At 47.3% G+C, this 7256-nt stretch carries 4 protein-coding genes; 2 read left to right on the top strand and 2 right to left on the bottom strand.

Translation table 11 applies throughout. The features are described from left to right. On the bottom strand, nucleotides 1-200 hold a 200-nt coding region (locus tag OSCI_RS31460), incomplete at its 3' end, for a hypothetical protein (RefSeq protein WP_039962169.1). A gap of 815 nt (nucleotides 201-1015) precedes the next feature. Between OSCI_RS31460 and OSCI_RS11365 the strand changes: the two genes are divergently transcribed. After that, the gene (locus OSCI_RS11365; RefSeq protein ID WP_007355092.1) at nucleotides 1016-5758 is read left to right on the top strand and encodes a glutamate synthase-related protein; all 4743 of its coding nucleotides are present in this window, start codon (nucleotides 1016-1018) and stop codon (nucleotides 5756-5758) included. A gap of 271 nt (nucleotides 5759-6029) precedes the next feature. On the opposite strand, the gene OSCI_RS11360 is transcribed toward OSCI_RS11365, so the two are convergent. Beyond that, nucleotides 6030-6308: a TRADD-N-associated membrane domain-containing protein gene (locus OSCI_RS11360; RefSeq protein WP_007355091.1), complete on the bottom strand. Its 279-nt coding sequence runs from the start codon at nucleotides 6306-6308 to the stop codon at nucleotides 6030-6032. 161 nt (nucleotides 6309-6469) lie between these two features. Here OSCI_RS11360 and OSCI_RS11355 point away from each other — a divergent pair. Continuing rightward, a partial coding sequence (locus tag OSCI_RS11355) for a pentapeptide repeat-containing protein (RefSeq protein ID WP_039962165.1) occupies nucleotides 6470-7256 on the top strand: 787 nt, incomplete at its 3' end.

Genomic DNA, 7256 nt, shown 5'->3' with positions numbered 1-7256 from the left:
TGCCCCTCAGCTCCTCTGCCCCTCAGCTCCTCTACCCCCCTGCCCCCCTGCCCCTCTGCCCCTCTGCCCCCCTGCCCCTCTGCCCCCCTGCCCCCCCGCCCCTCTGCCCCTCTAGCGGCTTGGTTTACGACTAAACAAAGAGCGATCGCGATCGCAGGCTTTACCAAAAAACGAGTGAAAAGCCCAAGGCTTTTAAGCATAATGTTGACTTTTTGCTTGAGTGTTGTATCATAACAGAACCATTTTTCCTCAAAAACCTCCTTGGCAACCCTGCGGCTCAAGCCTAGAGAGGAATTGCGAAAAAAAACCAGGTTTTAGCCTGCTTCGTAACATCCTCTTAGAATCCCCTGCACTAACGCCTGGGGAAAATCAACAGGCCGTAACTCAAAAATTAGGTTTTTGTTTCTAAAGCAGCCATACTCAACCAACTATCTCGGTTGATTTAGACCTGGGAATGTCAAATAATAAAAAGGGAAGGTTTGACTTATCCCCGCACTGACATGAACGAGATTGCACCTACCCTAGAGAGGGCGGGTGGATTTTGCGTCTATGGGGTCAGCCAAGCGGCGAAATGGCAAAGTTGACAAAAGGGGGCTAAAGTAATGACGAGCCTGTTTTATTAGCTAACTAAGCAGGCAGAATGCCTAGCTTGCAGGCCGGGGAACCATTCAAGGGCAAGCTTGATGCCAGCACTGCAATTAAAAAGTAAAAATGCAAAATTAAAATTAAGAACTTGAATTCTTTCATTTTTAATTTTTAATTTTTAATTTTTAATTAATACTGCACGCATAGCGTATTCTGTATAACATTTTCACAGGCTACCTGTCAGGATAATTAGGATCTGCGAGTAGGGTTTCTGGGCAAGGTCATAGCAGCACAAATAGTGAATTTTTATCGATTTTTCTGGCTCTTTGCTGTTTTAGGATTTACCGTTCTCCCACCGCTTGGCAGCCCTCTTTCCAAAAGTACAAAAGACTCAATCAAACAAACACAGCAATAGTAGTATTCAATCGACATGGGTAACACGAGCGTGAATCATAACCGAGATCTACATTCAGGCCAAAATTCAGGAACTCCCTATCCGGGCCAAAGGTGGCTAGTGGAAGAGAGAGATGCCTGCGGGGTGGGATTTATAGCCAATCAAACAGGGGTTGCAACACACGAAATTATTGCTAAAGCCTTGCCAGCTTTAACTTGTCTGGAACATCGCGGCGGTTGTAGTGCTGACTCTGATTCTGGAGATGGTGCGGGTTTGATGACGGCCATCCCTTGGGAATTATTACAGGAATGGTTTGCACAGCAGCAAATCCAGACTCCGAAACCGGAAAACAGCGGCGTGGCAATGATATTTTTGCCCCCAGACAAAGAGAACGCCGCTATTGCTCGCCAAGTAGTCGAGCAAACCCTCGCAGATCAAAATTTAAATCTGGTAGGTTGGCGAGAAGTTCCAGTTAAACCTGAAGTTTTGGGGATACAGGCGCGGGAAAATCAACCACAAATTGAACAATTAATTGTTAGTTCTGAAAAATTGCAAGGAGATGCACTGGAACGACAATTATTTCTTACTCGCCGGACTATTGGCGAAACCCTTTTTCAGCGTTCTGGTTTTCCCCGTAAAGAATTTTACGTTTGCTCTTTTTCAACGCGCACAATCGTCTATAAAGGTATGGTGCGATCGGCCGTGTTGGGAGAATTTTACACGGATTTAACCAATCCTGCTTACAAAAGCCCCTTCGCTGTCTATCATCGACGCTTCAGTACGAATACTATGCCGCGATGGCCTCTGGCTCAACCGATGCGCCTGTTAGGTCACAATGGCGAAATCAATACGCTATTAGGCAATATCAACTGGATGACGGCGCGGGAAGCAGATTTAGCTCATCCGCATTGGGCTGATACTGATGTCCCTACATTTAAGCCCACAGTTGACGCGGAGAACAGCGACTCGGCTAATTTGGACAATATCATGGAGTTGCTGGTGCGTTCGGGCCGCTCTACTTTAGAATCATTAATGATTTTGGTGCCGGAGGCTTATAAAAATCAGCCAGCTTTGGCTCCCTATCCTGAAATTGTCGATTTTTATGAATATTACAGCGGTATTCAAGAGCCTTGGGATGGGCCGGCGCTGTTGGTATTTAGTGATGGGAAACAGGTAGGCGCTACCCTCGATCGCAATGGTTTGCGACCCGCTCGTTATTGTATTACTAAAGATGGCTTGGTGATTGTAGCTTCGGAAGCAGGAGTTGTGGATATTCCCGAAGCAGATATTGTGGAAAAAGGCCGCTTAGGGCCAGGACAGATGATTGCTGTTGATTTAGATAGCAATGAAGTTCTGAAAAATTGGGAAATTAAGCAGCGGGCTGCGAAGGCATATCCTTATGGTGAATGGTTGCAAAAACACCGTCAGACTATGCCAGTAGGAGATTTTGCTCAGAGTACAAGTCTGGATGCTCAGACTTTACTCCGTCATCAAACTGCTTTTGGCTATACGGCGGAAGATTTGGAAATGGTGATCGCGGATATGGCGAGCACGGGGAAGGAACCAACTTTTTGTATGGGGGATGATATTCCTCTGGCGGTGCTTTCTGGGCGACCACATTTGCTTTATGACTATTTCAAACAGCGTTTTGCTCAGGTGACAAATCCGCCGATTGACCCGCTACGGGAAGGGATGGTGATGTCTCTAAGTATGCAGTTGGGCGAACGGGGGAATTTGTTGGAAGCGAAGCCGGAAAATGCCCGGATGCTGAAGATTAATTCGCCGGTATTGAATGAGGCGGAATTGGCTTGGTTGAAGAGTAGAGAAGCTTTCCCGGTTAAGGAGTTATCTACGCTGTACGCGATCGCCCAAGGCCCTGCTGGTTTGGAGGCCGCAGTTAAGCAACTTTGTCAGGCGGCGGCGGCGGCGATCCGATCGGGTGCGAAAATTATAGTTCTCAGCGATCGCGTGGCGAAGGAAGAAGGGGGAATTTCTTCTGCTGTTTTAAGTACGGAATATACCTACATTCCGCCGATGCTGGCTGTGGGTGCGGTTCACCACCACTTGATCCGCGAAGGGTTGCGGATGAAGGGTTCGCTAATTGTGGATACGGCTCAGTGTTGGAGCACTCACCATTTTGCTTGTTTAATTGGCTATGGTGCGATCGCTATTTGTCCTTATTTGGCTTTGGAAAGCGTCGGCCATTGGTGGTCTGATTCCAAGACTCAAGCTCTGATGGAGCGGGGAAAACTGGCTAAGATTACCTTAGCAGCGGCTCAGGCTAAGTATCGCAAGGCGGTAGAAGATGGCTTGCTGAAGATTATGTCGAAGATGGGGATTTCGCTGCTGTCTAGCTATCAAGCGGCGCAAATCTTTGAGGCGATCGGTATTGGTGGCGATTTGCTGGATTTGGGTTTCCGGGGGACTGTTTCTCGGATTGGCGGCTTGAGTATCAAAGAATTGGCTACTGAGGTGATTTCCTTCCACAGCAAGGCTTTCCCCGAATTGAGCGGTAAGAAACTGGAAAATTATGGCTTTGTCCAGTTCCGGCCAGGCGGTGAATATCACATGAATAGCCCGGAAATGGCGAAGGCGCTACATAAGGCTGTCACCAGCTTTAAAGAAGGGGCTAGGGGAGAGGGGCTAGGGACTAGGGAAAGAGAAGAAAATTCTGGCTCTACCCCTTCTTCCGCTTATGAACATTACGAGGTTTACAAGCAGCAGTTGGAACATCGGCCCGTAACTGCTTTGCGGGATTTGTTGGATTTCCAGAGCGATCGCGCTGCTATTCCTGTATCAGAAGTAGAATCGGTGGCGGATATCGTCAAACGGTTTGCGACGGGGGGGATGTCTCTGGGGGCGCTGTCGCCGGAAGCTCACGAAACCCTAGCGATCGCTATGAACCGCATCGGTGGGAAGTCTAACTCTGGGGAAGGTGGTGAAGATCCTAAGCGATACAAAGTGTTGGATGATGTGAGTGAGGCTGGACTTTCGCCGACTTTCTCTCACTTGCAGGGCTTGCGGAACGGCGACAAAGCCAACTCTGCCATCAAACAAGTTGCTTCTGGTCGCTTTGGGGTGACACCTGAGTACCTAATGAGTGCTAAGCAGATCGAAATTAAGATGGCACAAGGTGCGAAACCAGGGGAAGGCGGGCAATTGCCAGGGCCGAAAGTGAGCCAGTATATCGCCTATTTGCGGCGTTCTAAGCCGGGAGTAACGCTGATTTCGCCCCCGCCGCACCATGACATCTACTCGATTGAAGACTTGGCGCAGTTGATTTTTGACTTGCACCAAATTAATCCCCAGGCTGGCGTTTCAGTCAAGTTAGTGGCAGAAGTTGGGATCGGTACCGTCGCGGCTGGTGTCGCCAAGGCGAATGCTGACGTGATTCAAATTTCTGGACACGACGGCGGGACGGGTGCTTCGCCCCTGTCTTCGATTAAACACGCGGGAGCTCCTTGGGAACTGGGTTTAACTGAAGTTCACCGGGTGTTGATGGAGAATAAGCTGCGCGATCGCGTCGTGTTGCGAGTGGATGGCGGCTTCAAAACCGGCTGGGATGTCGTCATGAGCGCATTAATGGGCGGTGAAGAGTACGGTTTCGGCTCGGTGGCGATGATCGCAGAAGGCTGTATTATGGCTCGGATTTGCCACACGAATAACTGTCCAGTGGGGGTGGCAACTCAGCAGGAACACCTACGGAAGCGTTTCCCAGGTACGCCGGAGCACGTTGTTAACTTCTTCTACTTTGTGGCGGAGGAAGTGCGGAGTTTGTTGGCAAAATTGGGATACCGATCGCTCAATGATATTATTGGTCGCGCTGATTTGCTGAAGATGCGCGAAGGCGTGCATTTGACTAAGACTCAGGCTGTGAATTTGGACTGTCTGACGCAGTTACCTGATACTAAGAGCGATCGCAGTTTCTTAGTACATAGCGACGTTCACAGCAATGGGCCAGTGTTGGATGACAATTTGTTAGCGGATGCTGAGATTCAGGCCGCGATCGCCAATCATGGTAGCGTTACCAAAAACATCCCCTTAGTGAATACCGATCGCACTGTTGGAGCCCGACTCAGTGGCGCGATCGCACTTCAACATGGTAACAGCGGTTTTGAAGGTCAAATTAACCTCAACTTCACTGGTAGTGCGGGTCAGAGCTTTGGCGCGTTCAATTTGCCAGGGATGATTCTGAGCTTATCAGGGGAGGCTAATGATTACGTTGGTAAGGGAATGCACGGCGGCGAGATCGCGATCAAACCCCCTGCTGGTGCGACTTATGACCCTGCACAAAACGTAATCGTGGGCAATACTTGCTTATACGGCGCAACGGGGGGAACTCTGTTTGCTAATGGTAAAGCAGGGGAACGGTTTGCGGTTCGTAACTCGATGGCGAAAGCGGTAATCGAGGGTGCTGGCGATCACTGTTGCGAGTATATGACTGGTGGCGTTGTCGTGGTTTTGGGTACAGTTGGCCGTAACGTCGGTGCGGGTATGACTGGCGGTTTGGGCTATTTCCTCGATGAAGATGGCAGTTTCCCCAATCATGTCAACCCTGAGATTGTGAAAGTTCAGCGGGTAATTACCCCTGCTGGGGAGCAACAATTGAAAGAGTTAATTCAGGATCATAGCGATCGCACTGGTTCGGAGAAGGCGAAGCATATTCTGGCTAATTGGTCGGAATATTTGCCGAAGTTCTGGCAAGTTGTACCGCCTTCTGAAGCTAGTTCTCCTGAAGCGAGTGCTGATGCTACTGAGAAGGTTGCTGTGAAGGCTTAATAAGACCTGGCGAATAAGGCCTGGCGAATAGAATTCGCGGCTACACAAACCAAGTCCGCCTTCGCGGACTATATAAATTTAACCCGCGCAGGCGGGTTTTTTTTGTAGATGGCGCAGAAATAGCCCGAAAACTAGCGAAGCTGATATAAGCTGCAAAGTAGCAGTTTAAACCATTGCCAGGTAAAGGTTACAGCCATTTTTTATCAGACCGCGCCCTTAATCTAGGACAATACTCTGTTTGCAGCTAGTAACAACTTCGCTATATTTAGATCTAGTGGGAGCGATCGCCCTCGGTTAAATCTTCTGCCAGTTCGTCTAAGCGATCGTTTGCATCTCTTGCCAGTTTCAAACAGTAGACGGTAGCAGACAGCCCGCCAGTAGTGGTTACAACTCCCTCTGGTGCTTTACCTAATAGCATCAGTCCAACCCCAGCAAAACCAACAATGGCACAAGTTGCAGTTGTTGCCAGAGCTAAGTTAAAACTGAGGCGTGCTTGGCGCAGGCGTTCTTTGATAATGTCGTACTGGTCAGGGTTGTGATTGGTGTCCATAGCTTTTTTAACCTCAAGTTCATACTTCTACTGTGAGGCTAAATATCTGAAACCCTGACTAGGCAATGATTATATTGTCAACCTCTTTTGGCTCATGTATGATTGTTTTATGATTGAGATGCGATCGCGTTAAAAATTTCTTTTAAGGTTTTAGCTAATTTATGTCAAATCCTGACCACTGCGGAAAAAAGAAAAGACTAACTTGTATTGCTTCTGAAGAAGGTATAGAGAAAGCAAACAGTAGCTTGATCAGGTTAGGGTTTGACTCAAAAATTAATTTTGCTAATTCGCAGATTATATCTCGCAGTACAGTCACCAAATTTTTTAGTAGAAAGCCGATTCAACCTGATTCATTCAAAAGAATATGTGAGAAGCTAGAATTAAACTGGGAAGATATTATCGAACTAATGCCCAATAAAAATCTCTTTTATCGGCCAATAAGTCAGATTACAGTTCTCCCTAATCTTGAAACGGAGCAAGGTTCTGTGCAAATAATTACCCGTCAAATCTTAGTTATTGATAGAGAAAATCAAGAAGTCATCTCAGCTATAACTTTAGAAGGTGAGATCGACTCCGTTCAATCTGACTTATCATTTTGGCAATCCGATTTTTCAACAAAATATCCTAATAGTAATATAAAAGTCATAGCTATTAAACCAGGCAGTATCAAAATAGTAATAGAAGGCAATCAAGAAGATATTGATATGCTTTTATCTGATTTTGAGTCAGGAGAACTAACAGAAATTAATGGTTATCCCGTTCAAAATATCCAAATATTGACGGAAAGCGTAGAAGATGACGAAAGCAGCAAACGAAAATGGCGTTTAGTAGAGGATATTCGTACCAATAAAGTTGAGGGGCGAGACTTGCGCGGTGTTGACTTGAGCGATGCTGATTTGAGCGATGCTTATCTGGTTAATGCCAATCTAATAGATGCGGATTTAAGTG

This window comes from Kamptonema sp. PCC 6506 (assembly GCF_000180455.1).
In the GTDB taxonomy this organism is placed as follows: Bacteria; Cyanobacteriota; Cyanobacteriia; order Cyanobacteriales; family Microcoleaceae; genus Kamptonema; species Kamptonema formosum.
This window is presented reverse-complemented; position numbering and strand designations above follow the sequence as displayed.

What these genes read in the sequence shown, in the direction of transcription:
- OSCI_RS11365 (WP_007355092.1), top strand. Translation starts at nt 1,016, where the DNA reads ATGGGTAACACGAGCGTGAATCATAACCGAGATCTACATTCAGGCCAA.
- OSCI_RS11360 (WP_007355091.1), bottom strand. Translation starts at nt 6,308, where the DNA reads ATGGACACCAATCACAACCCTGACCAGTACGACATTATCAAAGAACGC.